This is a genomic window from Parafrankia sp. Ea1.12 (genome assembly GCF_900465275.1).
Lineage (GTDB): Bacteria > Actinomycetota > Actinomycetes > Frankiales > Frankiaceae > Parafrankia > Parafrankia soli.
In genome coordinates this window covers 20,989-46,450 of sequence record NZ_UBIZ01000296.1, presented here as the reverse complement: position 1 = coordinate 46,450, position 25,462 = coordinate 20,989, and the positions used below count along the sequence as shown (strand labels likewise).

The 25,462-nt window shown below is 73.2% G+C and carries 18 protein-coding genes; 7 read left to right on the top strand and 11 right to left on the bottom strand.

Annotated elements, in window-relative coordinates; translation table 11 throughout:
• Positions 1-162: 162 nt before the first annotated feature.
• Positions 163-849, bottom strand: coding sequence for a helix-turn-helix transcriptional regulator (locus tag FMEAI12_RS15330; protein WP_071066095.1), 687 nt, complete (start codon positions 847-849; stop codon positions 163-165).
• Positions 850-1,020: 171 nt separating this feature from the next.
• Here FMEAI12_RS15330 and FMEAI12_RS37180 point away from each other — a divergent pair, with 171 nt between their 5' ends.
• The gene (locus tag FMEAI12_RS37180) at positions 1,021-1,584 is read left to right on the top strand and encodes a hypothetical protein (protein ID WP_200835298.1); all 564 of its coding nucleotides are present in this window, start codon (positions 1,021-1,023) and stop codon (positions 1,582-1,584) included.
• On the opposite strand, the gene FMEAI12_RS15320 is transcribed toward FMEAI12_RS37180, so the two are convergent.
• From FMEAI12_RS15320 to FMEAI12_RS15295, 6 genes are all read right to left on the bottom strand, one after another.
• Positions 1,485-2,903: a DUF6350 family protein gene (locus FMEAI12_RS15320; RefSeq protein ID WP_112106543.1), complete on the bottom strand. Its 1,419-nt coding sequence runs from the start codon at positions 2,901-2,903 to the stop codon at positions 1,485-1,487. The two genes, FMEAI12_RS37180 and FMEAI12_RS15320, sit on opposite strands and share 100 nt — an antisense overlap.
• A gap of 164 nt (positions 2,904-3,067) precedes the next feature.
• Positions 3,068-3,697 carry a hypothetical protein gene (locus FMEAI12_RS15315; protein ID WP_112106542.1) on the bottom strand — a complete coding sequence of 210 codons (630 nt, stop codon included), beginning with the start codon at positions 3,695-3,697 and terminating at the stop codon, positions 3,068-3,070.
• Positions 3,698-3,740: 43 nt separating this feature from the next.
• Positions 3,741-4,592: a hypothetical protein gene (locus FMEAI12_RS15310; RefSeq protein ID WP_235014026.1), complete on the bottom strand. Its 852-nt coding sequence runs from the start codon at positions 4,590-4,592 to the stop codon at positions 3,741-3,743.
• 195 nt (positions 4,593-4,787) lie between these two features.
• On the bottom strand, positions 4,788-5,660 hold the full coding sequence (sucD, locus tag FMEAI12_RS15305; RefSeq protein WP_020463421.1) for a succinate--CoA ligase subunit alpha: 873 nt from the start codon (positions 5,658-5,660) through the stop codon (positions 4,788-4,790).
• A gap of 22 nt (positions 5,661-5,682) precedes the next feature.
• Complete coding sequence (sucC, locus tag FMEAI12_RS15300) at positions 5,683-6,849, bottom strand: ADP-forming succinate--CoA ligase subunit beta (RefSeq protein WP_071066100.1); 1,167 nt, start codon at positions 6,847-6,849, stop codon at positions 5,683-5,685.
• A gap of 466 nt (positions 6,850-7,315) precedes the next feature.
• Positions 7,316-9,097 (bottom strand): protein kinase, encoded by a 1,782-nt coding sequence (locus FMEAI12_RS15295; RefSeq protein ID WP_112106540.1) that lies wholly within the window; start codon positions 9,095-9,097, stop codon positions 7,316-7,318.
• 358 nt (positions 9,098-9,455) lie between these two features.
• Between FMEAI12_RS15295 and FMEAI12_RS15290 the strand changes: the two genes are divergently transcribed.
• The 3 genes from FMEAI12_RS15290 (at position 9,456) to FMEAI12_RS15280 (ending at position 12,959) form a co-directional block, all read left to right on the top strand.
• Entirely contained in the window at positions 9,456-11,066 is a 1,611-nt protein-coding gene (locus FMEAI12_RS15290) for a carboxyl transferase domain-containing protein (RefSeq protein WP_112106539.1), read from the top strand.
• Entirely contained in the window at positions 11,053-11,994 is a 942-nt protein-coding gene (locus FMEAI12_RS15285; protein ID WP_071066103.1) for an alpha/beta fold hydrolase, read from the top strand. Before FMEAI12_RS15290 ends, FMEAI12_RS15285 begins: the two co-directional genes overlap by 14 nt.
• A gap of 110 nt (positions 11,995-12,104) precedes the next feature.
• Positions 12,105-12,959 (top strand): M23 family metallopeptidase, encoded by an 855-nt coding sequence (locus FMEAI12_RS15280; RefSeq protein WP_235014025.1) that lies wholly within the window; start codon positions 12,105-12,107, stop codon positions 12,957-12,959.
• Between the two features lie 39 nt (positions 12,960-12,998).
• Here FMEAI12_RS15280 and FMEAI12_RS15275 read toward each other — a convergent pair whose 3' ends face one another.
• On the bottom strand, positions 12,999-13,547 hold the full coding sequence (locus FMEAI12_RS15275; RefSeq protein ID WP_200835300.1) for a TetR/AcrR family transcriptional regulator: 549 nt from the start codon (positions 13,545-13,547) through the stop codon (positions 12,999-13,001).
• Here FMEAI12_RS15275 and FMEAI12_RS15270 point away from each other — a divergent pair.
• The gene (locus FMEAI12_RS15270) at positions 13,542-13,946 is read left to right on the top strand and encodes an FAD-dependent monooxygenase (RefSeq protein ID WP_304598624.1); all 405 of its coding nucleotides are present in this window, start codon (positions 13,542-13,544) and stop codon (positions 13,944-13,946) included. The genes FMEAI12_RS15275 and FMEAI12_RS15270 overlap by 6 nt on opposite strands.
• Before the next feature lie 43 nt (positions 13,947-13,989).
• Here FMEAI12_RS15270 and pcrA read toward each other — a convergent pair whose 3' ends face one another.
• The 3 genes from pcrA to guaA all read right to left on the bottom strand — a co-directional run bounded on the left by pcrA (position 13,990) and on the right by guaA (position 20,708).
• Complete coding sequence (pcrA, locus tag FMEAI12_RS15265) at positions 13,990-16,581, bottom strand: DNA helicase PcrA (RefSeq protein ID WP_112106538.1); 2,592 nt, start codon at positions 16,579-16,581, stop codon at positions 13,990-13,992.
• Between the two features lie 173 nt (positions 16,582-16,754).
• Entirely contained in the window at positions 16,755-18,185 is a 1,431-nt protein-coding gene (locus FMEAI12_RS15260; RefSeq protein WP_112106537.1) for a pyridoxal-phosphate dependent enzyme, read from the bottom strand.
• A 918-nt stretch (positions 18,186-19,103) separates the two neighbouring features.
• Positions 19,104-20,708: a glutamine-hydrolyzing GMP synthase gene (gene guaA / locus FMEAI12_RS15255; protein WP_071066107.1), complete on the bottom strand. Its 1,605-nt coding sequence runs from the start codon at positions 20,706-20,708 to the stop codon at positions 19,104-19,106.
• A gap of 607 nt (positions 20,709-21,315) precedes the next feature.
• On the opposite strand from guaA, the gene FMEAI12_RS15250 reads away from it, so the two are divergent.
• Together FMEAI12_RS15250 and FMEAI12_RS15245 are read left to right on the top strand one after the other, a co-directional pair.
• On the top strand, positions 21,316-25,029 hold the full coding sequence (locus FMEAI12_RS15250) for a nitrate- and nitrite sensing domain-containing protein (protein WP_235014024.1): 3,714 nt from the start codon (positions 21,316-21,318) through the stop codon (positions 25,027-25,029).
• Entirely contained in the window at positions 25,026-25,448 is a 423-nt protein-coding gene (locus tag FMEAI12_RS15245) for a roadblock/LC7 domain-containing protein (protein WP_020463433.1), read from the top strand. The genes FMEAI12_RS15250 and FMEAI12_RS15245 overlap by 4 nt, the downstream gene beginning before the upstream one ends.
• Positions 25,449-25,462 lie beyond the last annotated feature (14 nt).

Sequence of the window (25,462 nt, the reverse complement as noted above, 5' to 3'; positions counted from 1 at the left end):
GTGGGTGGTCGGCCGGCCGGCACCGGACCGGTCGAGAACTCGGCCGCGCGCGGACACGACCCACGGCGGCAACTGTCCGAATGTACTGACCCGGTGGCTCACGACACGCCGGACAAGCACGGCGCGCACCACGCTCGCCCGCGGCCCGGACCGGACCGGGTGTCATGCCGCGCGGCTCGGGACGAGGGGCGCCCCGGGGGCGTCCTGATGCATCATCACCATGACCGGCGCGCGCACACAGTCGGTGTTCCCGTCGTCGCCGCCGTGGCACCCACCGCAGAAGGGATCGGCACACTCGCCGGCGCACGGGGACCCGAGGGACGGGGATGCGGCGCACGGCGATGCGGGGCGCGGGGCGCCGGCCGGCTCGGTGGAGCCGCCGGTCGGCGCGGCCAGCGGCTCCCGTTCCTCGCCCGCGGGGGCGAAGGAGCCCTGATCCTGGTGGCGATACCGACTCAGACCACGGCGGGGGCCACGCTCGGACGGCACCCGCCCGGGGAGCTCGTCCAGGTCGTCGTGATCCGTTCCGTCGAGCAGGTCGCCGGGGCGGCAATGGTAGAGCGCCGCGAGCCTGGCCAGTGTGCGCGCCGAGGGGGCTCGGCCGCCGCGGGCCGGCCAGATCTCCCAGTACGAGATCGTCTTGCCCGTCTTGGTCGCGCCCGGCCCGGGCCAGCGCTCGTTCCAGCGCCGAGCGACCTCCTCCTGCGTCCAGCCATGGGCCAGGCGGTACGCGACGCGCGCGTTGAGGCGATGACGTAGGCGCAGCTCCAGGGCGATGCGCTGGTATGTCCAGCCCAGGGCGCGCAGCCGGGTCGCCTCGACCCGCAGCGCCTTCGACGTGCTCGGCATGCACCCTCCCACGGTTGATCAATCGGGGAGACCGTAACGGACGGGGCCGACATTCCGGTCCGGCACGGATCACGCCCGCCCGACTCCTACGATGTCGTCCGAGAACATCCACGGCCGGCCGCGGAACCGAGTCCGGAGCCGGCCGGCAGGCGGCCGGGAGGCGCAGGAACCGTGTCCGACCACTCCCACCAGGACTCCGACCAGGGCTCCCGCCAGGACCGTGCCCGGGACTCCGCCGGCTTCACCGAGCCAGCCGCACACCCTCCGTCGGGTCACAGCGAGGCAACAGGGCCGGCACCGGCCGGCCCGTTCGCGGACCGCCTGGCCGCTCGGTACGGCCGCGGTGCCGGCCGGCCCGGCCGGGAGCCGGTGCCCGGGCTCCGAACCGGGCGGATCTCGCTGACCCTCGGGGTGGTCGCGCTGGTCACCAGCATCGCGGTCGTCGGCGGCGCCGTCGGGATCGCCGCCATCGTGACGGGAATGCGGGCCCGCGCCCACGCCCGCCGAGGCGGGACCGGCGGCGGCATGGGCACGGCCGGGCTGGCGCTCGGCGCCCTCTCACTGCTGGTCGCGGTCACCGTCGCCGGCGGGACGTGGGCCTTCTACGAACGGCACGGCGACGACCTGCACCGCTATCAGGAATGCCGGCGCGAGGCCCGGTCGCCCCAGGCGCTCGACGAGTGCAGCCGCCGCTTCAGCGAAGCGCTGCGCACCGAGCCGACCTCGAACGGCTGACCGGCACGCCGCGCCACCATCTCGGCCAGGCAGCACACCACGACGCCCACCACGGCCAGCTCTCCCGCGGCCGCCAGCCCCACCGACCATCCCGTCGGCCCGAAACGGCCGGACGCGTCGCCCAGCCGGCCGGCCGACAGGTGCGCGGTGAACATCATCAGCACCCCGCTGAGCCCCGCCGCGGCAAGCACCGCCGCCAGCCGGCGCCGGTGGCTGATCTGCCCGGCGCAGCGGCGCACCGACACCGCGAGCATGATCCCGGCGACGACGGGCACCAGCGCCAGCACGAGCCAGCCGGGCCGTGGCAGCGGGCCGGGCGGCAGCGCGGCGAAGACCGGCAGGTCAGGCAGCATCGCCGGGTGCACCGCGTCCGGCCGGACGAAGCCGCCGCCGGTGCCGAAACCCGGGCCGAGCGTGTACGCCAGCGCCCAGATGACCAGGTTGGGAAGCACCGCGAGCTGGACGGCGGCCAGCCCGACGCCGCCGACCACGCCGGTGCCCAGGCCGCGGTCGGCCGCGGCGATCTCGGGCAGGGTCGCGGCCAGGACCAGCGCGACCCCGAAGGCGGACGCGCCCAGCAGCGCGGTGAACGAGGTGAACGCGGCCGTGACGGGCACCCTGACCATGCCGGGCAGGGCACGCCAGACCGACCGCAGCGCGCCGTAGCCGGAGAGGGCTCCGACCGACGCGCCGGTCACGCTGAACGACAGCGCGCCAACGACGACGGTGAGCAGATCCGGGCGCGCGGCCGGCGCCGACACGACGAGCGCGACCAGCAGGACGAAGACCGTCTGGGTGACGGCGACGAGTGCGACATCGCGGCCCAGCGCTCGCCAGGGCGGCGGTGTCCCGGCCCGCGCTGACCGGCCCGGGCGCAGGCTCGACGGACGCAGGCCGGCCGGGCGCAAACCCCGCGCGGGCGGCAGCCGCTCGAGATTGCCGGTCGCCAGGCGGTGCGCGGCGGTCGTCGCCGCGAGGAGGGGAAGCAGCGCCAGCCCCACCGGGAGGAAGTCGACGGTCCCGCCGGGCAGGTGGATGGTGGCGCCGTGCGCGAGCAGCCACAGATCCGCGCCGACCCGTGCCGCGGTGTCCGGGCCGGCGGACGAGCTGGTGTCCGTTCCCCACACGACGAGCACGACGAGCTCGATGACGACCAGCCCCACGGCGCTGGTCGTGACGGCGCTGACGACCGGGCGGCCGAGTCGCCGCCAGGCCCGCGGCGGCCCGCCGGCGGCCTGCTCGGCGTCGGCGGTGCCGGCTGCGTCCGCGGCGGGCTCACGCCCGCGGACGGCCCCGGTGAACGCGCCGGAGTTTCGCACGGGAGCACCCACGCTCGGCAGGCTCGCACGGACGGAGGACCACTTCCGGGACAACACGCCGAGATATACGAGAACGACCCAGGTCGGTAACAGGACACGCCGGTCGCACCGCTCCGGCCGGCCAGGCCGGTACGATCCCGACCGCCGCCGCCCCCACCTGAGCGCTAACCCTCGGCCCGCGCGCGGCGCAGCGCCCACGCACAGGCGACGAGTTCGACCGTCGTGCCCGCGAGCCCGGCGAACAGCCCGTCCCTGGCCACACCGGGCATCGCCGGATGGCCGCCGGCCGGCAGGACGGGATCGGCCATGGCCGGCGCCGTCATCCACCCGATCAGGATCGCCATCACGGCCGCGCCGGCGACGGCAACGGCGACGGCGGCGGTCAGCCGGGCGGGCGGCGTGTCGGCGACCCGCAGCGCCACCCGGGCCGCGAGGCCGCCGAATCCGTCGGCGCCATCGGAACCGCGCGGCGCGCGCGCGAGTCGCGCCGTGGCCCATCCGCGTACGTCGTGGTGACGGCGGTGGGCCCAGCCGAGCATCCGGTCCTCGGCACGAGACAAAACCGGGAGACGTCGGATGATCAGGGGAAGGAGAACGCCGGCGGTCAGCAGCAGGCCGAGGACCAGCGCGAGGCGCCCGGCCGGACCGGCGTCCCAGCCGGCGGACGACGTCCCGTAGGCGGCGTCCGCCGGGGCGAACCAGGGGCGGAACCCGGAGATGAGGACCAGCGCGCCACCAGCCGCAAGCCCGTACGTGACCGGGCGGCCGGCGAACCGGCCAGCGGGTGGCGCCACTGGCTCTCTCCCTCCGTCACCGGACGTCGTCCGGTGAGGGGATCTAGCGATCCGACGGCGGCTGGCCGTAACCGCCCTGCGGCGGCTGGCCGTACCCGCCCGTGGGCGGCTGGCCGTACCCGCCCGTGGGCGGCTGCTGGCCGTAACCACCGGCCGGCGGCTGCTGTCCGTAACCGGGCTGCTGACCATAGCCGCCCTGCTGCTGGCCATAACCGCCCTGCGGCGGCTGGCCGTACCCGCCCGTGGGCGGCTGCTGCCCGTAACCACCGGCCGGCGGCTGCTGCCCGTAACCGGCCGGCGGCTGCTGGCCGTACCCGGCGGGCGGCTGCTGGCCGTAGGGCTGGCCGTACCCGGCGGGCGGCTGGCCGTACGGTGGCTGGCCCTGGCCCGGCCAGCCACCGGGCTGCGGCGGCTGGCCCGTGACACCAGAACCGGAACGGATGTTCAGTACCCCGAACACCGTCTGCGCGATGGCCGCGATCAGCCCGATGAACAGGCCGTACGAAGCGCCGCCCTCAAAGCCTTCAGGAATCTTGGGGTAGGCGATCCAACGGATCAGAATCAGCAGCACGGCGAGCCCGGAGGCACCGGCCAGGACCAGCGGGAGCGGGACCGGGAGCGTCGGGAGGCGGAGATTGGCGACGAACGTGAGGGCCGCGGTCAGCCCCGCGACCGCGAGGAGGAGGAGGATGGCGAGCCATCCCCAGAACCAGCCACCGACGTCGGTGTTCCACGCGCTCGCGCTGTCGGAATAGGACGAGCCGAAGAAGTCGCCCTTGAGCGAGAACCACGCCAGGAAGCTGAAGATGAACGCTACGGCGCCGGCGGCCATGATCCCGACGTCGTTGGTCGCGACGTTACGACCACCAATCTGTACCACGACAACAATCCCCACTTCGTCAGGTCGGTCGGTCGGGTGGGCCGACCATCGTCCCACAGCCCACCCTGACCACATCAGGAGTCTTACAGCAACGCCGCAAGACGGAAAGCGTTCGCGTCCGCGTCCCCGCCCCAACGACCCAAAGAACCCCTGGACCGCCCGACGCGGGGGCCTTCCCCCAGGTCAGAGGAAGACCCCCCGCGAACAGAGCTACAACGAACGCATGATGTCAGCCATCAGTCGCGCCGTTTCGGTTGGGGTCTTGCCGACACGCACACCGGCCTTCTCGAGGGCCTCCTTCTTGGCCTGCGCGGTACCCGAGGAGCCCGAGACGATCGCGCCGGCGTGGCCCATGGTCTTGCCTTCCGGGGCGGTGAACCCGGCGACGTAACCCACGACGGGCTTCGTCACGTGCGCGTCGATGTGGGCCGCGGCACGCTCCTCCGCGTCACCGCCGATCTCACCGATCATGACGATCGCGTCGGTGCCCGGGTCGGCCTGGAACGCGTCGAGGGCGTCGATGTGCGTGGTCCCGATGACCGGGTCACCGCCGATGCCGACGCAGGTGGAGAAACCGAACTCACGCAGCTCGTACATCATCTGGTAGGTCAGCGTGCCGCTCTTGCTGACCAGGCCGATCCGCCCGCCCGGCGTGATGTCGGCGGGGATGATGCCGGCGTTGGAGACGCCCGGGCTGGCGATTCCGGGGCAGTTCGGCCCGATGATCCGGGTCGTGCCCTTGGACTGCGAGTAGGCGAAGAACTCGGTCGTGTCGTGCACCGGCACGCCCTCGGTGATGACGACGGCGAGCGGGATCGCGGCGTCGACCGCCTCGATCGCGGCATCCTTGGTGAACCTCGGCGGAACGAAGATCACCGAGACGTTGGCGCCGGTCTCGGCCATGGCGTCGGCCACCGAGCCGAAGACCGGGACCCCCTCGACCTGCTGGCCGACCTTGCGCGCGTTCACGCCGGCGACGACCTTGGTGCCCGCCGCCAGCATCCGCCGGGTGTGCTTGCTGCCCTCGCCACCGGTGATGCCCTGCACCACCACGCGGCTGTTCTCGTCAAGCCAGATAGCCATCGGTTGTGTCCTCCGACCCAGGTCAGGCCGCGGCCGCGGCGAGCTCGGCGGCGAGCTTCGCTGCGCCGTCCATCGTGTCCACCGGCTTGACCACCGGGAGGTTGGCCTCCTTCAGGATCCGGCGGCCCTCCTCGGCGTTGTTGCCGTCGAGACGCACCACCAGCGGGGTGCTGACGTCCCCGACGATGGCGAGCGCCTGGACGATGCCGTTCGCGACGGCGTCACAGGCCGTGATCCCGCCGAAGATGTTGACGAAGACGCTCTTCACGGACGGGTCGCTCAGGATGATCGACAGGCCGTTCGCCATCACCTCGGCCGAGGCGCCACCGCCGATGTCGAGGAAGTTCGCCGGCCGCTGGCCACCGAACTCCTCACCGGCGTAGGTCACGACGTCCAGCGTCGACATGACGAGGCCGGCACCGTTGCCGATGATCCCGACCTGGCCCTCGAGCTTGACGTAGTTGAGGCCCTTCTCCTTGGCCTTCTGCTCCAGCGGGTCGACCGCGGCGACGTCGACGAGCTCGGCGTTCTCCGGGTGCCGGAAATCCGCGTTCTCGTCCAGGGTCACCTTGCCGTCGAGCGCGATGACCTTGCCGTCGCCGGTCAGGATGAGCGGGTTCACCTCGACCAGCGTGGCGTCGGCCTTGACGAACACCTCCCACAGCTTCACCAGCAGCACGGACGCACCCTCGAGGGCGGCCTCGGGCAGCTTGGCGGCGACGGCGATCTCGCGGGCCTTGGCCGCGTCCACGCCGGTCAGCGGGTCGATGTGGATGCGCGCGAGCGCCTCCGGGTTGGTGGCCGCGACCTCCTCGATCTCCATGCCGCCCTCACGGGAGGCCATGGCGAGGAACGTGCGGTTCGCCCGGTCGAGCAGGAAGGAGGCGTAGTACTCCTCCGCGATGTTGCTGGCCTGCTCGACGAGGACGGAGTGGACCGTGTGGCCCTTGATGTCCATCCCCAGGATCGCCGACGCCTTCTCGAACGCGTCGTCGGGCCCGTCGGCGACCTTCACACCGCCGGCCTTGCCTCGGCCTCCGGCCTTGACCTGAGCCTTGACGACCACCTTGCCGCCGAGCTCGGTCGCGATCTCACGTGCCTGTTGGGGGGTTGTGGCAATCTTCCCGGTGGGTACCGGTACGCCATGTTCGGCGAAAAGCTTCTTCGCCTGGTATTCGAAGAGATCCACGGTCCGTCCAGTCGGATGCGGTCGGTCAGGGGATGCACAGAACGCCTGCGAGCCTACTGACGAGGCCGTTGGGACGCTCGGCGCCGGCCGGTGACCCAGAGTTGATCCCCGTCACCTCCTCCACGGGCACCGCCCGGCCCCGCACCCCCGCCGCGCACCCGTCCGCCGGGCCGGCCGGCGCGCTTTCGTGCCAGCGGCGCTTCGCGCGGAACCCTCGTCAGGAGTGCGGGTTTCGCTTCATTTCGTGTCCGGGACGGCCCGCGAGACCGGCAACCGCAGGGACACCGCGGGGCAACACGCCCCGTGGCGGACCGTTACCAGGCCCGCGCGCGGGCGCACCGGCCTCGGTTTCCCACCGCGACGGCACACTCGGATATGTCCGATCTCACACAACCATGGGGAACACTGATCAGCTCACGGAGGAGATACGCGCCGCGAGAGCCCTTCCGCTCCGCAGAGAAGTTCCTCAGAGAATGAGCCGCACCAGGGCCGCGATCACCGCGCTCGTGGCGATGCCGAGCCACCCCAGGCCGATGCCCACCGTCGCGGCGAGCGAGCCCCGCTGGCCCCGGCGGCGGATCTGCAGCCGCCCGACATGGCCCAGCGCCACCGCCGCGACGCTGCCGAGGCCAAAGATCCACAGGATGCCCAGGGCCAGCGACAGCAGCGCGCAGGTGTTCCACCGCTCGAAGGGCCCAGGGCCCTGACCGGCGCGGCGGGCGGGCGACGCGCGGCCGCCGGGGGCCGGCGGCCGGGCCGCCTGTCCCGCCTGTCCCGCCGGCCCGTGGTGCCCGGCCGGCCCGACGGGCGGCGGGTACCCGGCGGGCGCCTCCGGCACGGCCGCGGGCGCGACGGGCCCGCCCGGCCGCGCCTGGGCGTACCCGCTCGGTACCGGGAACGGCGCCGGCCCCGCGGAGGTACGTCCGGGCTGGTAGGGCGGCTGCGCCGGATCAGCGCCGGCCGCCGGCCGCCCGGACGCCGCCGCTCCCCGCGCCGGCCACGATCGCGGGTCGGGCGGAGCGGCCGGCGGCATCGGGTCAGCCGGGCGGTACGTGGATTCGCCGCCGGGGCCGCCCGGGCCGCGCCGCGCGAGACCGGGACCGGAGGTCGCGCGGAACGCCGAGGCCGGCGGCGGTGGACCCAGCGGGCCCGACGCGGTGGGTGGCGACGGCAACGACGGCCCCGGTGCCGACGACGACCCGGGCGTCGACGACGGGGTGGGCGCCGCGGGCGGTCCCGGCGCCGGAGAGACCCCCGGCAGCCAGGCGGCCCCCGGCGAGTTGGCCCATCCGGACGGGCTGGAACGCGACGGCCCACTCGAAGCCGGCCGGGCGGGAGGGCGCGCGGCCACGGCCGGCGGCGTGCCGAACGCCGGCGACGGCCCCGTCCAGGTCTGCTCGAGGACGGACCCCGCGGCCGCGTCGGCGTCGGTGACGCCGTGTACCTCATGCCCGACGAGCGCGGCCAGCAGACCGGACGCCCCCGGTCGCTCGCGCGGTGCCTTGGCCAGCGCCTGGCCGACCAGGCCGCGCAGGTAGGGCGGAACCGCGTCGAGGTCGGGCTCGTCGCGCTGGACGCGCTGCGCCAGCAGGTCGGGGGCGTCGGCGTGGAACGGGTGGCGACCGGTCGTGGCGTAGGTGACGCAGCTCGCCCAGGCGAAGACGTCCGCCGCGGTGCCGGCCGGTTCGCCGCGCATCTGCTCCGGCGCCATCCACGCCAGGGTGCCGATGACATGACCGGTCCTGGTCAGGGTGGCGCTGTCGGTGAGCTGCGCGATGCCGAAGTCGATGACCTTGGGGCCGTCCCAGGCGAGCAGGATGTTCGACGGCTTCAGGTCGCGGTGGACGACGCCCGCCGCGTGGATCGCGACCAGCGCGTCGGCGAGGCCGACAGCCAGCCCGCGCACGAGGTGCGCCTCCAGCCGCCCCCGGCGGCGGACGGCGTCGGCCAGGCTGACGCCCTCGACGTACTCGGTCACCATCCACGGCTGGGCGGCGCTCGTGTCCGCGTCCAGCACGCTGGCCACGGCACCGCCCCGGACCCGCAGCGCGGCCCGGACCTCGCGCTCGAAGCGGGACCGGAACTCGTCGTCCTCGGACAACTCGGCGGCGGCCACCTTCACCGCGACCGGTTCGGAGCCAGGGGTGAAGCCGAGGTAGACGGTGCCCATCCCGCCGGCACCGATCCGGTTGTGGAGCCGGTACCGGCCGACCTGCCTCGGGTCGTCGTCCGTCAGCGGTGTGAGCATGACTCCCCTCGGCCGGCCGGGCGCCGTGTGACCGCTCCACGAACAGAGCACACAAGACTATTCCGCACCTTATGACGCACGGCCGACGGGTCAGCGACAGCGGGCGACAACGTAACCGCACCCTGCCGGCGTCCAGGACGATTTCCGAGCCTGCCTCGCCCGCCTCATCCCAGCCGCGGCATCCCACCTGCGGCGCCCCGGCCGCGGGACGGCGTGCCGGCGCCGGACGATTCAGGACCCCGGCGGGAACGGGCAGACCGGCCGGCCGTGGCGGGCCGACGGTGACCGGGGGCGGGCGGACGAGCGATCCCACACGTCACAGCACTGCCGGAGCCGATCGCGGCGAGGATCTGTAGGCATGGCTGAGCGCGATTCCACCGCCACGGCCCGGGACTGGCGGGCCGCCGTCCTGGCCGATGTCATCCGCCGGCCCGCCGTCGCCGGCGCGCCCAACCGCCTCGGCTGGCCGGGCTACGACGGACGTCCCGCGCTGTGGTGGGGCACCGGCCCGGTCGAGGGCGTGGACGCCGTCGTCGCGGTCTGGGACTTCGCGGTCAACGGGGGCAGCTTCGGGGAGGCCGACGCGGGCGCGTTCGCGGACGCGGCGGGCGCGGCCGTCGCCGGGCGGCTTCCGCTGGTGTCACTCGTGCGCAGCGGTGGGACGCGGCTGCAGGAGGGCGTGGCCGGGCTGGTGGGGCTGGCCCGGGTGTCCCTCGCGCTCGCCGAGGTCGCCGCGGCGGGCCTCCCCCATGTCGCCGTCTCGGACCAGCCGACCACCGGCGGGATGTGGGTCACCGTGGGCTCCCGCGCCGATCTGCGGTGCGCCGTGCTGGGCGCGACGGTGGGGTTCGCCGGGCCCCGGGTGGTGGCCGCGGTCACCGGCGAGGCTCCCCCGGCCGGCGCCAGCCACACGGCGGCGGCCGCCCACGCCGCCGGGCTGGTGGACGCGGCCGTCGCGCCAGCCGCCGTCGCCTCGTGGCTGCGGCGCGCGCTGGACGCGGTCGCCGTTCCCGCCCGTGTCCTGCCCGCCGCGCGCGCACCCGACCGGCCCGCCAGGACAGACGCCGACGGCGACCGGGCCGGCATCGCCGACAACAGCCGGGCCGACGCCAGCCGGGCCGACGCCAGCCGGGCCGACGCCAGCCGGGCGGGGAGTGGGCCGGCACCGGCCCGCGGCGGGTGGGAACAGGTCCTCGCCGCCCGCACCGGCCAGCGCAGGCATGCGGGCGACATCCTGGACGGCCTGTTCCCCGCCGGGGTGGACCTGACCGGCCCGGACCGCACGGTGCGCGCCCGGGTCGGCCGGCTGGCCGGGACGCCCGTCACCGACGGGGAACACAGCGCCGACGGGGAATTGAGCGCAGGCGGTGAACCCGGCGCAGGCGGGCTCGGGCCGCGCGCCGTGGGGGTCGCGCTGGCGGTCGAACGCGGCGGCGCGCCGGGGCCGGCCGGGTACCGGCTGCTCGTGCGGGCCGCGGGCCTCGCCAGCCGGCTCGGCCTGCCACTCGTCACGCTGGTCGACACCCCGGGGGCGGAGTGCGGGCCAGCGGCCGAGGCGGGTGGCATCGCGGCCGAGATCGGCGCGGCGATGGCGGAGGTGCTCGGCTGCGCGTCGCCGACGCTCTCCGTGATCGTCGGTGAGGGCGGCTCGGGTGGGGCGCTGGCGGCGTGCTGTACCGATGTGGTCCTGATGTCGCCGGACAGTTACGTCACGGCGCTGTCACCCGAGGGCACGGCCACCACGCTCCGGATCAGCGTCGAGCAGGCCGCGGACACCGCGGGGCTGCGCCCGTCGGACCTGGTCAGCCTGGGTTTCGCCGACGGCGTCCTCACGCCGCGCGACACCGGTCCGCCCGGCCTGGCACACCGGGTGACCGAGGTGCTGACCGAGCTGACGATGCGCGACAGTGATGTCCGCCTTCGCCAACGAAGGGCAAAATGGTCGACAGGATTGGGTGGCTTTCTGTAACGTCGTTAACCCAACCTGCCACGGGAGACAGGTCGTCACGAAGGGGACGGTCATCGGCACTCGGCTGTTCACCCGAATCGGCGGCGCCCAGCTCGACGGCGTGAAGGGCCTCGTGGTCGAGGCCGCCTGCCTGGCCACCCACGCCGCGCTCTACCCGGCCGCGGCACTGCCGCGCCGGCGCCGCGACGACGACGGACTCGCCGACCGCTACCGGCTCGCCGGCCTGACACCATTGCAACGCGGCCTGCTCATCGGCGACCCGATGGCGGCCGGGACGCCGATCCTGCTGGTACACGGCCTCGTCGACAACCGGTCCGTGTTCGCCCGGCTGGAACGCTCCCTGCGCCGCCGCGGCTTCACGACTGTGACCTCGGTGGACATCCCGCTGTTCGCGACGAGCGTCCAGGCGGCCGCGGCGCAGCTCGCCGAGACCGTCGAGCAGGTCGCCGGCCGCCACGGCGACACCGGCGTGCACATCGTCGCCCACTCGCTCGGCGGCCTGGTGGCCCGCTACTACGTGCAGCGGCTCGGCGGCGGCGACCACGTGCAGACCCTGGTCACGCTGGCGACGCCACACAACGGCACCCGGCTGGCCTGCCTGGTTCCGAAGGCCGTCTCCTACCGGCTCGTCAGCCAGCTTCGCCCCGGTTCACCGCTGCTGAGGGAGCTCGTCGAGCCGGCTCCCGGCGTCCGGACCCGCTTCATCGCCGTCGCCGGCGGCCTCGACACGGTGGTCCGCCCGGGCGAGGCGGCGCTCACCCATCCCGACCTGGTGACCGAGAACGTGGTCGTCGAGGGGGCGGGGCACCACGGCCTGCCGTTCAGCAGCGGGGTGGCGCACATGATCGCCCGCAGGCTGGCCACGGACTCCGCCGGCGGTCGCCAACCGTCACAGACCACCACGAAAGTGCCACATCTTTGTGGCTAGCTAGGGGTATCTGTCCGAATCGCACGGTGTAGCCTCCTCATCGGTTTAGAGGTCCCCCTCCCCGACCGGTTTGTCCGGCGGATGCCTTGCGACCATGGGAGTGCGTGTTGATGCGACCGCAGTTCCCGAGATCCGAACACGGAGCACGCCGCCGCCGGAATGCTGGATCCTCCGACGAGCAGGACTCGTCCGCGTTCGGTAGATCGGGTTTCACCGCCATCCAGCTACGGCGCACGGGTGTCGCCACCGCGGTGGCGTCCACCATCGGGCTTGTCATGATCAACAGTACCGGGGTGGCGCACTCGGAGACCTCCCCGTCGCCCGAGATCCGACCGACCGGCACTGTGCTCGGCGCGTCCGCCGGCCCGAGCGGTACCGCGCCGGGAACGGTCAACGTCATCTCCGCCGACGGAACGGACGATCTCTCCGCCGGGGCCCCCGACGGCGAGGCCGCCGAGGCCCAGCGCCGGCTGAGCGCCTACCTGCAGGTCACCGACCAGATCGTGGCCCGCGAGGCCGCGGCCACGTTGAGCCAGCACGCCGCGGCGACCGCCGCCGAGACCGAGCGGCTGGAGGCCGCCCGGTGGGTCCGCCCGATCGAGGCACGGATCACCCAGGGATTCGGCGGCGCCAACCGTCACATCGGCGTGGACTTCGGCGCGGCGCACGGGACGCCGATCCACGCGGCGCACCGCGGCACCGTCATCTACGCCGGCTGGGAGTCGGGATACGGCAATTTTGTGCAGATCATGCACGAGAACAACGTGGTGACCAGCTACGGCCACCTGTCGCGCATCGACGTGCGACTCGGGCAGGAGGTCGCCACCGGCGAGCAGATCGGCCTGGAGGGCAACACCGGCAAGTCCACCGGTCCGCACCTGCACTTCGAGGTCCGCCTCAACGGCCAGTACGGGACGAAGGTCGACCCGCTGACCTGGCTCGCCGGTCACGGCGTCCACTACTGAGACCGAGCCTGGTGCGACCGAGTCGCCGAGGCCGAGCCGCTAGCTCGGGTCACCGGCCTCCGGCGACTCGCCCCGCACACCGGCGAGCAACAGCTCGGTGAGCGTGCCGACGACTTCCTCGTCGGAGAAGCCGGCCTCGTTCGACGGAAGCAGGGCGTAGGCCAGCGTCGACAGCAGCGCCCCCATCGCCGCGGCGACGAGAACCGGCTCGCCGGGCAGCCGGTGGCCGCGGTCCCGCAGGTACTCCAGGTGCTCGCGCAGCACGGCCGTGTCCTGGACGAGCTGCTCCCACAGGGCATCCGACCGGACCCCCCGGGTGATGGCCGACTCGTACAGCGCGACCACGACCGGCAGGTTGGCCCGCATCACTCGCCAGGCCACGGCCAGGTGCGCACGCATCTGCGCGCGGTCGGTGAGGTCGTGCTCGCGGGGATGCTCCGTGCCATCCCCCGGTTCCTCCCCCGCGCCCGGCATCGCCCCGTCCGCCATCGCCTCGCCCGCCTGCCCGTGCATGTCGGCCAGCAGGGCCTGCAGCAGGTTCTCCTTCAGCGGGCCGTCGCCGTCCTGCGCGCGACGACCCGCGTGCACGGCGGCACGCTCCTGCACACCCTGCCGCTCGTGCGTGGTCACCATGACGGCCGGATCGTCCTGATCGGCGACGCGGCCCATCCGGTGGGCGCCGGGCAGGGCGCGTCGATGGCGCTGGAGGACGCCGTCGTCCTCGCGCGGGAGCTCGGCCGGCGGACCACTACGAGCGACGCGCTGGCGGTCTACGACCGGCTGCGCGGCGACCGGCTCGGGAAAATGGTGAAGGCCGCCATCGCGAACCGCGATGCCAAGACCGCGGGCCCGGTGGCCGCCCGGCTGCGTGACCTGATCATGCCGATCGTCTTCCCGCGGATGTACGAACGGGCGACCGGCTGGCTCTACGACTACGACCTCGGTGCCCTGCCGACCGCGGCGTCGGCGACAGCCGACGCGGGCTGACCTCGCCCCACGCCCCACGCCGCCGCGCCGCCAGACCTCCGGGCTAGAGCTTCTCGACCGGGGCGTAGCGCAGGAGGAGGTCCTTCGTGCCGGTCTCGGCGCCGAAGTCGACCTTGGCCTGGCGCGAGTCCCCCACCCCGCTCGTCGTGACGACCACACCGAGACCGAACGTGTCGTGGGTGACACGGTCGCCGGGGGTCAGCTCGATGATCGGACGCGCCGCCGGGCGGCTGGGCTTCGCCCCGAACGGGGAGCTCGGCAGCTTCCCGCCGGACCCACCGGAACCGTTGCCCGCGCCCGCCGACCCACCGCCGGAGAACCGCCCACCGCCCGCGGCCGGGGCAGGCTCGGGCAGCCGCCGCCACTCCACGAGCGAGTCCGGCACCTCCCCCAGGAACCGGGACGGCGGGTTGTAGGCCGGCTGCCCCCAGGCGCTGCGTACCTGGGACCTGGTGAGGTACAGCCTCGCACGGGCCCGGGTGACGCCCACGTAGGCGAGCCGGCGCTCCTCCTCCAGCCCGGTCGGGTCACCAAGCGTGCGCATGTGCGGGAAGACGCCGTCCTCGAGCCCGGTCAGGAACACGACGGGGAACTCGAGGCCCTTCGCGCTGTGCAGGGTCATCAGCGTGACCACGCCGTCCGAGCCGTCGTCGTCGGGTATCTGGTCGGCGTCGGCGACGAGCGCCACCTGCTCCAGGAACTCGGCGAGGGTGCCGTCCGGGCGCCGCTCGGTGAACTCCTGGACGACCCCGACGAGTTCGCGCAGGTTCTCCACCCGGCCCTGTGCCTCGATGGTGTCCTCCGCGACCAGCTCCGAGAGGTAGCCCGTCCGTTCCAGCGTCGCCTCGATCACGGCCAGCGGGCCAGCGGGCAGCTGCTCGCGCAGGCCCTCCAGGAGGGCGACGAAATCTCGGATCGAGCGGGCCGACCTGGTCGCCACGCCGGGTACCTCGTCCACCCGGGTGAGCGCCTCGGAGAAGGCGATCCGCTCCCGCTCGGCGAAGGCCGAGACCATCGCCTCCGCGCGGTCACCGATGCCGCGCCGCGGAACGTTCAGGATGCGCCGCAGGTTCACCGTGTCCGTCGGGTTCACCAGCACCCGCAGGTAGGCGAGAAGATCACGGATCTCGCGGCGCTCGTAGAACCGGACGCCGCCGACGACCCGGTACGGCAGGCCGACCCGGATGAAGATCTCCTCGAACACGCGGCTCTGCGCGTTCGTCCGGTAGAAGACGGCGACGTCCGCCGGCCTGGCCAGGTTCTCGTCGCCGAGGCGGTCGATCTCCTCCGCGACGAACGCGGCCTCGTCGTGCTCGTTGTCGGCGACGAAGCCGACGATCCGCTCGCCGTCACCGGCGTCCGACCACAGGCGCTTGGGCTTGCGCTGGGCGTTGCGGGCGATGACCGCGTTCGCCGCGGAGAGGATCGTCTGCGTGGAGCGGTAGTTCTGCTCCAGCAGGATGACCGCCGCGTTCGGGAAGTCCTGCTCGAACTCGACGATGTTGCGGATGTTCGCGCCACGGAAGGCGTAGATCGACTGGTCCGCGTCACCGACGACACACAGCTCCGCGGGCGGAACGGCACCCGACGGCGGCACCGCCTTCGCGGGCCACCCCGCCCCGTCGGGCTCAGCGGAACCGCCGTACTCCGAGGAACCGTCGGGCTCCGCGGAACCGCCGGAGTACACAGCCTCGCCGGAGCCCGCAGCCGGCTCGTCAGCCGAGGACGCCGAGCGGCCCACGAGCTCACGGATGAGCACGTACTGGGCGTGGTTGGTGTCCTGGTACTCGTCCACCAGGACGTGGCGGAACCGGCGCCTGTAGTGCTCGGCGACGTCCGGGAACGCCTGTAGCAGGTTGACCGTGGTCATGATCAGGTCGTCGAAGTCCAGCGCGTTCGCCTGGGTCAGGCGCTGCTGGTAGGCGGCGTAGACCTCGGCGACCGTGCGCTCGATGTGGTTCGTGGCCCTGTCCCGGGCCGTCTCCCAGTCGACCAGCTCGTTCTTCAGCGCACTGATCGCCGCGGCGAGCCCACGGGCCGTGTGCCGCTTCGGATCGAGGTCGAGATCCCTGGTGACCAGCGTGATGAGGCGCTGGGCGTCCGCCGCGTCGTAGATCGAGAAGGAGGAGCCGAAGCCAAGCCGGCTCGCCTCCGAGCGCAGGATGCGCACGCAGGCGGAGTGGAAGGTGCTCACCCACATCGCCCGGGCGCGGCCGCCCACGATCGCCTCGACGCGCTCCTTCATCTCGCCGGCGGCCTTGTTGGTGAAGGTGATCGCGAGGATCTCGCCGGGCCGCGCGCCGCGCGCCGCGAGCAGGTACGCGATCCGGTGCGTGAGCACGCGGGTCTTGCCGGACCCGGCACCCGCGACGACCAGCAACGGCGAGCCGGCATGCACCACCGCGGCACGCTGCTGCGGGTTGAGCCCCTCGAGCAGCTCGTCCGGGTCGAGCCTGGGCGCCCGGGCGCGGGTGGCTCCGCCCTGCTCGAGCACCGCCGGGCCGAAGGCCCCACGGGACGCCCGACCGCCACCGGGAAGATCACCGTGCGGCTCGTGGCCGTCGCCGGAGCCGGCCGGGGCACCGCCGTCGACCAGGGCCCCGGGGCCGAAGGTGTCGTCGAAAAGAGTGCTCATCAGACCTCGATCGTACGTTCGACGGGCCAACCACCCGGCGCCGCGGCCACGCCGACCGCCACGCCATGCTGCCGGGCGGGTCCGACACTTCCATGCCCCGCCCGAGCCCTCGCGGCCGGGTCTCGCCTGCCCCAACCTCCGGGCACAGGCCCGCCGGTCGGCGCCGCGGGCGGTCAGGCAACCGTTCGACGGCCCGCGGCCGAGCCGGCCGGGTCGGCACCGACGCTGCCGGTACCGGCAGCGCTGAGAGCACCGGCGCCGGCGAGTGCGGCGACCCTGGCGTCGACGGCCGGGTCAAGGTTGCCGCCGGAGATCACCACCGCGGTGGGCCCGACCGCGAGCCGGGGGGTCCGCAGCAACGCGGCGACACCCGCCGCGCCCGCGGGCTCCACCCGCTGGCCCGCCCGGCGCAGCAGGACCATCGCCTCCCAGAACGCACTCTCGTCGACCGTGACGACGTCGTCGACGAGACGGGTGGCGAGCTCGAGGGTGAGCCGCCCGGGCGCGGCCACGGCCATCCCGTCGGCGATGGTGCCGGCGGCGGTTCCCGGCTGGCCGACCGTCTCCGTCGTGCCGGCGCTGCCCGGGGGCACCGTGACGCGGCGACCGGCGCGGAAGGATGTGGCGAAGGCCGGCGCGGCGGCGGACTGGACGCCGATGACGCGGACGTCCGGGCGCAGGCCCTTGATCGCTACGGCAAGGCCACACAGGAGACCACCACCGCCAACTCCGACGATGACGGTGGAGAGGTTCGGGACCTGCTCGAGCAGTTCCAGCCCGATCGTCCCCTGCCCGGCGATGACGGCGGCGTCGTCGAAGGGATGGACCAGCAGCCGGCCGCCCTCGTTCGCGAACGCGGCCGCCGCCGCGAGCGCCGCGTCGACCCCGCCCGGGACGTACTCGACCCGGGCGCCCCAACGCCGGGTGCTGGCGACCTTCGACGGGTTGGCGCTCTCCGGCACGAAGATCGTCGCTTCGACGCCGAACCGGGCCGCGGCGAAGGCGACGCCCTGCGCGTGGTTACCCGCGCTCGCGGCCACGACCCCCCGCTCGCGGGCGTGCGGGCCAGCGGCCGCGATCCGGTGATATGCGCCGCGCAGCTTGAACGAACCGGTGTGCTGCTCGTGTTCGCACTTGAGCCAGACCGGCGAGCCGGTGAGCCGGGTCAGGTCGGCGTCGGCCACGACCCGGGTGCGCCGGGCGACCCCCCGCAGCCCGTCGGCGGCGGCCACCACGTCGGCGACGTCGACCGCCAGCGCGCCGACCGACAGCGCCTCTGCAGCCAGCGCCTCAGCAGCCAGCGTTCCTGCCGGCACCGTGGCATCGGGCGGCAGCGGGGTGCCGTTGCCTGGGCGGCATCCTGCTTCCCGGCCGGACGCGGCCGCTCGGGGGCCGAACGTACGTCGCGTGGACGCCCTGCGCGCGCTGCCTGGCCGCAGCAGCCCCGGCCGCGCTCCGACCCGGGCGGCGGCCGGGGTGACCGGAGTTACGGCCGGAGCTGCCACGGCCTCGCGATCTCCCGTGTCGTCAGCGTCAGCCGTGTCGCCCACCCGGGACGGCGAGGCGCCGGTAGCCGAGGGCCCGCTCACGGATGGTGATGTCATCGAAGATCTCCTGGGTGGCTCGGCGGCCACCTCGCTGTGGCCGCGGCAAACAAAAAAGCCCCCCGCCGTAGGGCGGAAGGGCTGGGCGCGCGACCCGTTCGAGGACGGTCACGCGCCTACGTAATCACCATGAGGTGCTGCGGCACTCATCCAGCGTGCTCCGCGGCTCGGGCGTAGTCAAACCGGCCCCTCCACCGGGGAACCACCGCAGCGGCAGGTGTGCGGGCGCACCGGCCGCCCGGCTTCCACGGTCCGCGGCGCCGGGGAGATCACCGACGGGCGCGGCGCCGACGACCCGTCAACCGCGCACGGGAACACCCTAAATGCCCCGATTCGGGCAGCATTCGCCGTCTTTTTGCTCCACAAACAAGACGTACGGCCCACAACCCGCCAACAAGAATGTCTCGCAAGAGATCTCGACGGGTACGGAAGTCGCCTGGGAAGTCACCGGCGCGGTGCCGCCGGGAACGGCGACGAATGGCGTCTGGCGAGATGCGGGAGCGCGAAGTCCGGCCAGATGTGGCGACATGTCCGCCCGGAACGGGCGGCGCATCTCGATGCCGCCGGGCCGGTCCACGGGAAGGGCGCCGGCGTGCGCGGACAACCGCCGGCGGGCGCAATACGACCCGCCCCGCGCAGGCACTGGCAACTTTCCGACGGGTGGCTGACGCGATTCCCCAGGAGGCGAATCAGCACCCGACACCATTTGACGGCAATACCCGGACACGAATCACGCAACGCCACCCCGACGGGCGACGGAGAGCCTGGTAGGACGTCCCGGCGGACGCTCCGGCAGGCGGCTGACGCCCTGGCGGACGGCCGACGACGGACGCCGGCCGGGCCGCCCGCCCCGTAGCGCGGACGGCCCGTAGCACGGCACGGCGCCGCGGCCGCGGCGCCAGCCTCACCCGTGGGGGGCTACTCCCACTCGATCGTGCCCGGCGGCTTCGAGGTGATGTCGTAGACGACCCGGTTGACCTGCCCAACCTCGTTGACGACCCGGTTGCTGATGCGTTCCAGCAGGTCGTAGGGCAGCCGAGCCCAGTCGGCGGTCATCGCGTCCTCGCTGGTCACCGCGCGCAGCACCACCGGGAAGCCGTAGGTCCGCTCGTCGCCCTGGACGCCGACCGACCGGACGTCCGCCAGCAGCACGGCGAAGACCTGCCAGATCTCCCGGTCGAGCCCCGCCCGGCGGATCTCGTCCCGGACGACCGCGTCGGCGGCCCGGACGATCTCGAGCCGCTCGGGGGTGACCTCACCGATGATGCGGACGGCCAGCCCCGGGCCCGGGAACGGCTGGCGCCAGACGATGTCCTCGGGCAGGCCGAGCTCCTCGCCGAGCCGGCGGACCTCGTCCTTGAACAGGGTGCGCAGCGGCTCGACCAGGTCGAACTGCAGGTCGTCCGGCAGCCCGCCGACATTGTGATGAGACTTGATCTTGGCGGCGGTGGGCGAGCCGGACTCGATGACGTCCGGGTAGAGAGTGCCCTGGACGAGGAAACCGATGTGCGTTCCCTCCGCCTCCGCGCGGGCGTCGAGCTCACGCGCGGACTCCTCGAAGACGCGGATGAACTCCCGACCGATGATCTTCCGCTTCTGCTCCGGATCCGTCACCCCGGCCAGCGCGGAGGCGAAGCGGTCCGCCGCCTTCACGTGGACGAGGTCGACGCCGGTGGAGGCGACGAAGTCGCGTTCGACCTGTTCCGCCTCGCCCGCCCGCAACAGCCCGTGGTCGACGAACACGCAGGTCAGGGTGTCACCGACGGCTCGCTGCACCAGCGCGGCGGCCACCGCCGAATCGACCCCGCCGGACAGGCCGCAGATCAGCCGGCCGTTGCCGACCTGTGCCCGCACCGCGGTCACGGCCTCCTCGACGATGTTGATCATCGTCCAGGACGGCCGGCAGCCCGCGCCGACCAGCAGGAAGTGCCGCAGGACGTCCATCCCGCGCTCGCTGTGCACGACCTCGGGGTGGAACTGCACGCCGTAGAGCCTGCGGGTGGGGTCCTCGAACGCCGCGACCGGGGTGGACGGCGTCGACGCGGTCACCCGGAAACCGGGGGGCGCGGCGGTCACCGAGTCGCCGTGCGACATCCAGACCTGCTGGCTGGTGGGGAGGCCGTCGAAGAGCACCCCGGGGTCGGCCACCCGCAGCCGGGTGGCTCCGTACTCGGCGGTGCCGGTGCGGGCGACCGTGCCGTCCAGCGCCTGCGCCATCACCTGGTGGCCGTAGCAGATGCCCAGGACGGGCACCCCGGCGGCGAACAGCGCGGGGTCGACCCGGGGGGCACCCGGGGAGTAGACGGACTTCGGCCCGCCAGAGAGGATGAGCGCGGCCGGGCGCCGGGCCAGGATCTCGGCTACCGGCATATCCCACGGGACGATCTCCGAGTACACATGGCACTCGCGAACGCGCCGAGCGATCAACTGGGCGTACTGGGCGCCGAAGTCGATCACGAGAACCGGATCGTAACCGGGATGTGCGCCGGTGGAGCCATAGCTGGCGCGAGGTGACTCGTTCACCCATCAAGCCTACGGAGGACGGTGGACCCGAGCGTCAGGCGGCATGGCCGTGCACTCGCCCCCCCATTGGGGCCGCCTTCGGCCATCGCGGCGAACCGCTGACGAACGACCGCCGAACCGACGAACCGTTCGATCGGACGAACCGTTCGATCGATCGAACGGGCCACCGAACGCGATGAACCCCCAGATGCCATCGTTAAGGCTCCTTGAACGTCACTGATGACGATGGACAGACCGACCGACAGTGCTCACCGAGGAGGTCATCCGTGACTAACTCGGCGCAAACCGCCCACAACTGGCCTCAGCCCGACAACGGGCGTACGGTGGGCGCCTTTCGGGTGCTCAGTACGTACCGCTAAGGTGCGTTGTGAGGGACATCCGGGCCCGATACCGAGCCATCCTGGTACGACCCTGTTCCGGGAGGCTGGCGGAGAGGTTGCGAAGGTACGTGCGCAGACAACCGATGGCCAGCAGCACGGGCATGGCCGCAGACCGGCCGCCGATGACGGCGGCTGGTTCGTCCGTGGAAGACGAGGGCCACCACGACGACCGGCCCCCGACGCCGCCCCGGCCCGAGCGGTCCGGTGGTCGGAGTCTTCGTCATGCGGTGACCGACCCCACCAACTGGCGGGTGCGCACCAAGCTGATCGCCATTCTCGCCGTGCCGATCGTGGCCATCCTGGTCAACTCGTCGATCCAGGCGGCATCGGTGCTGACCAGCACCCGTGACGTGAACCGGGTACGGGATCTGATCGAGATCAGCAGGTCGGCGTCCACGCTGGTCTACTCCCTGCAGCAGGAGCGCACGTTCACCACGGGCCTCGTGGCCCGCACCGGGTCGCTGCCCGCGGTCGAGTCCCGGCGGGCGGCGGTGAACGACGCCTACACCGCCTACCAGAACGTCACCAAGGGGCGCGCGGAGTCGTTCGGCCCCGAGGTCCGGGAGGCTCTGGAGGCGGCCGACAACCGGCTGAGCCGCCTGGACTCGCTGCGCCAGGCCTCCGTGCGGATGGTGGACCCGAGCTCGGTGCGGGCGGTCTACAAACCCCTCATCGACTCGTTGATCGATCTCGTCGTCCGGATCCCTCAGGGCAACGACGACCAGCAACTCCTCACGAGCGTCACCGCCACGGACCATCTCGTCCGGGCGAACGAGGAACTCGCCGTGGAGCAGGCACTGGTACACGGAGTGGCGATCAGTGGGCGTCCATTCACCACCGAGGACTACCGAGAGTTCCTGAGCACCTACTCACAGCGCGTGGAACTGCTCCGAGCGTTCGAGGAAGACGCGACTCCCGCCGAGCTCACCATTTACCGGGACAAGCTGAACTCCGACGAGAACAACGACATCGAGAACACCGCTCTGTACACGGAGCAGGTCCTCAACGCTCCCGTCGGGCAGCCCCTGGAGGTCATCGACTCCGAGAAGTGGCTGCGTGCCACCAAGGAGACGATCGACCTCGGCACCGAGGTCACCGGCAGCCTGCTGGGTATCACCGACGACCGGGTCGGCGAGCTGCGCGGCCAGATCCAGCGCGGCGCGCTCCTGTCCGGTCTGCTGATCGTCGTCATCCTCGCCAGCGCCCTGCTCGCCGCCGTGGTCGTCGCCCGCTCGCTGGTCCGGCCACTGCTCGCGCTGCGGACCGCGGCCCTCGACGTCGCCGGCCGGCGACTGCCCGAGGCGGTCCGCCGGCTGCGAGATTCCAGCGATCAGGACATCTCGGACGACGTCGAACCGATCGGTATCGACTCCGACGAGGAGATCGGCGAAGTCGCGCGGGCCTTCGACGCGGTCCACCGCGAGGCGGTCCGGCTCGCGTCCGAGCAGGCCGTCCTGCGGAACAACGTCAACGCGATGTTCGTGAACCTCTCCCGCCGAAGCCAGGGCCTCGTCGAACGGCAGCTCCGCCTGATCGACGACCTGGAGAACCGCGAGCAGGACCCGGACCAGCTGGCGAACCTGTTCAAGCTCGACCACCTCGCCACCCGTATGCGGCGGAACAACGAGTCCCTGCTGGTCCTCGCCGGCACCGACACCGCCCGCCGCTGGACGCACCCCGTCCCGGTCAACGAGGTCGTCCTGGCCGCGATCTCCGAGGTCGAGCAGTACACCCGGGTCAAGCAGACCGGGGCGGCCTCGGTGTCCATCGCCGGCAGCGGTGTCAGCGACGTCGTCCACCTGATCGCCGAGCTGCTCGAGAACGCCACCTCCTACTCGCCACCGGTCACCGATGTCATGGTGTCCAGCCACTCGCTGGGCCCGGGTGCCGGCGCGATGATCGAGATCGAGGACCAGGGCATCGGCATGCCGGCCAAGGAGCTCGAGCGGGTCAACGACCGGCTCGCGAACCCGCCGATCGTCGACGTCTCCGTCTCCCGGACCATGGGTCTGTTCGCCGTCGGTCGCCTGGCCGGCCGGCACGGGATCCGCGTCCAGCTCCGCGAGTCGGCGTCCGGCGGTATCACCGCGGTCGTCCGGCTGCCCGCGAAGCTGGTCACGGGCGACGGCGGCGCGATCCCCAGCGCCCCCCGCCCGGCCGCGGCGATCGGGCCGGGCAGTGGCGGGCCGGGCAGCGGAGGGCCGGGCGGCCAGCCCGGTGGCCGGGAGGCCGTCGCCCGCGGCGGCTCCAGCGGGCTCGCCCTGCCCCGCGGCAGCGACCGCAACGGCGCAGGGAGTGGCCTGCCGACCACCAACTTCAGTCCCACGGTCGACCCGGCCGCGTCCGCCGCCGCCGGCGGATCCTCGCTGGCGCCGGGCAGCAACGGCACCGGGACGGGTCCCGGGTTCGGGCAGGGCTTCGGCCAGGGTCCCGGACAGGGCTCCGGGTTCGGCCAGGGTCAGGGCCTCGGGCAGGCCTTCGGGCAGAGGCAGGGCTTCGGGCAGGGTCAGGGCTTCGGGCAGGGACCATCCTCCGGAGGCTCCCCCGACAGCGGCCCCGTGTCCCTGTTCGGTGGAGGCGGGGGCCAGGCGGACGGGCCCGCCCGCAACGGGCACCACCCCGGCGACGGCCCCGACGAGCGCATGCTCAACGGGTCGGGGCAGTCCCGGCGCGAGGAGAGCGGCCCGTTCCCGACCCAGGGCCAGACCGGTCCCGAGGACTCCGCCGAGTTCGCGCTCGAGGCGTTCGACTCGGGCCCGCTGCCCCAGCGCCTGGACGGCCAGAACGACGTCGACCCGCACACCGGGGAGCACCCGTACACCTACCCGATGGCGATCGGCCGCGGCGGCGAGGGCGACGAGCCCGACCCGGAGCGCGCCGACACCGGCGGGTACCTCCTGCCCGACACCCAGGCGGAGCAGGACGAGTACTCGGCGCAGGTCGGCCCGCCGACCGGCCCGACCTCGATGTACGCCGAGCCGGAGACGGACGCGCTCTCCCGGCCGGGCGGGGTGTTCAACCGGGCGCCCACCCGGCCCAGTCCCGACCAGACCGGGCCCTTCCCGCGGACCGGCCCCAACCTGGCCGCCGCGTTCCGCACGCCCAGGGAGACGGGCCCCCTCGAGCGGCCCGTCCAGCCTCAGGCCGAGGACACCGGCGAGCTGGCCGCCGCCGAGCAGGGCGAGGACGTCGACACCACGCCGATCTTCGACTCCGTCTCGGCGTGGTTCCAGCGCAGGTCGCCGGCGCCCTCGAACGGCTCGGCGAACGGGCAGGGTGAGCGGCGTGGGCAGCGACCCACCCGCGGCCCGGTACGGGCCCAGGGCGCCGGGCAGCAGCCGCCGGCGACCCGGCAGGCTCCGCCCGCGCAGCAGCCCATCCACCAGGTCACGCCACTGCCCCAGCGGCCCCAGCCGTCGGCGCCGGTGCACCGCACCACGCAGCCTCCCGCGATACCGCGTACACCGGCCCGGGGGGAACCGGTCGTCGAGTCCCCCGCGCGGGGGATCCGCCGTCCCGGTCTCGGCGCTCCGATTCCCGGGGCACAGATCCCAGGGGCACCGGTTCCGGCCGGCGCGGCGCAGGCACCGCGGCAGGCTCCGCAAACAGGACCGCAGCCTGTGGTCGCCGGAGGGCAGTCGCCGGAGGGCTCCTGGTCGTCCGCCGGCGATGCCGGCTGGAAGGCCGCGGAGCAGCTCCGGCAGCCCAGCGCCGGCGGCACCACACGGTCCGGACTTCCGGTTCGAGTTCCCATGACCCATCTCGTGCCCGGCAGCGCCGAACCAGCGGCTAGCCGGCGTCCCCCAGTAGAGCCGACGACACGCTCCCCAGAGGTTGTCGGTGGTCGGCTCGCCAGCTTCTACCAGGGCGTGCGGCAGGGACGTGATGTCGGAACGGACACCACGAGGAACCCCCGACGTGACGCGCAGGAGGAACGGTGACACCCGTGAGTTCCGAAGCCCAGAACCTCAACTGGTTGATCAATAACTTTGTCGACCGGGTTCCGGGCGTCGCCCACACCGTGGTGGTCTCCGCCGACGGACTGCTGCTGGCGGTCTCGGACGGATTCCCCCGCGACCGCGCCGACCAGCTCGCCGCGGTGGCCTCCGGGCTGGTGAGCCTCACCGGCGGAGCCGCCCGGGTCTTCGAGGCCGGCGCCGTCACCCAGACCGTCGTGGAGATGGAGCTCGGATTCCTTTTCATCATGGCCATCAGCGACGGGGCCAGCATGGCGGTACTCGCCGCACCGTCCTGCGACATCGGACTGGTCGGTTACGAGATGGCACTGCTCGTCACCCGTGCCAAGGACGTCCTCACACCGGCTCTGCGAGCCGAGCTGCAGGGAACGCTTCCGCGGTGAACATGGGTAGGTCC